This is a genomic window from Halomonas sp. MES3-P3E (assembly GCF_002836035.1).
In the GTDB taxonomy this organism is placed as follows: domain Bacteria; phylum Pseudomonadota; class Gammaproteobacteria; order Pseudomonadales; family Halomonadaceae; genus Vreelandella; species Vreelandella arctica.
The window spans coordinates 1-1,560 of the sequence record NZ_PJBT01000090.1; the positions used below are offsets into that span (position 1 = coordinate 1).

1 protein-coding gene is annotated in these 1,560 nt (G+C 54.8%); it reads right to left on the reverse strand.

Features of this window, described 5'->3' with window-relative positions:
• Positions 1–161 precede the first annotated feature (161 nt).
• Entirely contained in the window at positions 162–1,463 is a 1,302-nt protein-coding gene (locus tag CXF87_RS11965) for an IS1380 family transposase (RefSeq protein WP_101146771.1), read from the reverse strand.
• Positions 1,464–1,560: the final 97 nt, after the last annotated feature.

A 1,560-nucleotide genomic window follows, 5' to 3' on the forward strand; every position in this document is an offset into this window, starting at 1 on the left:
CCCGGATTTCTCATAGCACCTCAGCAAGTACCGCACCCAGGCCGCCATGCTATTAAAAACCTATTGGTACATCTTAAATTGCCTACTTTTTAACCACTTTCCGTCGTTCAGATACACTTCCCCCTTTCCCCCATTGCGTCGGGCCGGGGGCGCCCGCGCATTCAGTTCGGCACCAACCGCCTGACGAGATCGGATAGTTGCGCTTTATAGGGGTAGCTGTCACTCATCAACACCCGGATTCGGCGCGTATTGCGGATGATGACCGCGCCCACTTTGATGAGTTTGAGCCTCAGGTTGCTTGGGCTCATGCGCTCAAAAGGGGTCTTCTTCAGGTAAGTACGTAAGCGCTCGAACAGCGTATAGGCGAAGCCCGATAAGATCAGCCGCCACTGATTGGCCCACCAGTGCGTACTGGAGGTCCGGTCAGCAAACAGGCTCAGTTGTTGATCCTTGATTCGGTTTTCCATGTCGCCCCGAGCACAATACTGCTCGTAGTAAAGCTTGAAGCCGTCGTCGTAACGGGAGCTGATGATAAATCGGGGATTGGAGCCCAGCTCGCTTTCTTCTAGACGAGCGACCACCCAGCGTGGGTATTTCCAAGAGTGTGCTTGATACGGGAAGCGGAACGTCTCTGCCACTTTGCCTCCCACCTGCCATTGGGTCTTGCGCACCAGCATCATGGGCACGTCCACTTCCTTGAGCAGCCGACTGTTCTTACCGATACCCACGATATAGTCAACGTGATGCCGATCGCACCAGTTCAGCATCCGGGGGCGACAAAAGTGACTATCACCTCGTAACACAATGCGCGTATCGGGCCAGTACTGGCGGATAAAGCGCACCAGTAACGCCAGGATGGCCCAGCTGTGATGGCTGTCGCTGTGGTCACTGGTACGCAGATAGCTCACTAGCAGATGGCGGCCACAGAAGACATACAGCGGGAAGTAGCAGTGGTGATCATAATAGCGGTTAAAGAACTTCCCGGGTTGCTCGCCGTGCACGGGAATATCGGTGCCATCAAAGTCCAGCACGATTTCCTTGGGGGGTTGGTCATGCTGCTCAATGAAGTGATGCCACAGTAACGCATGGGCCTTCACCATCGCTTGCCGGTCTACCTTCTGCTCGCTCCGACACAGTGTAGACTTACCCGCCAAGACTTCATCTTCACCTAGCGCGGTCTGAAGCGCTTGGTCGTAACGTAGGGCCTCATGGTCGTTAAAATCTTCGTAGCCCGCGGCGACACCGAACACCCGCTGACGCACCAGAGTGTCGAGCTTGTGACGAACCTGTTCCGGTGCGCGGGGATCATGAAGCACGGAGGCCAAGCGGTGCGTCAGACGATGTTGTTTATCGACTTCCCGTAGCAAGAGCAATCCAGCATCGGAGGTGATGTGGCCCCCAGAGAAATCGGCTTCAATTTGCCGGCGTGAGAGTGGCGAGAAGGTCAGTTTTTCAGGTACCATTTTGGAAGCGGCGGTTGGTGTTGGTTTTTGGTGTAAGGCCCTGAAACGTTAACACTTTCAGCCGCTTTCTTTTATACCCCGTGAGAAATCCAGGCTA

Excerpts from the sequence above, each read along its gene's own strand:
- CXF87_RS11965 (WP_101146771.1), bottom strand. The coding sequence starts at position 1,463 with ATGGTACCTGAAAAACTGACCTTCTCGCCACTCTCACGCCGGCAAATT.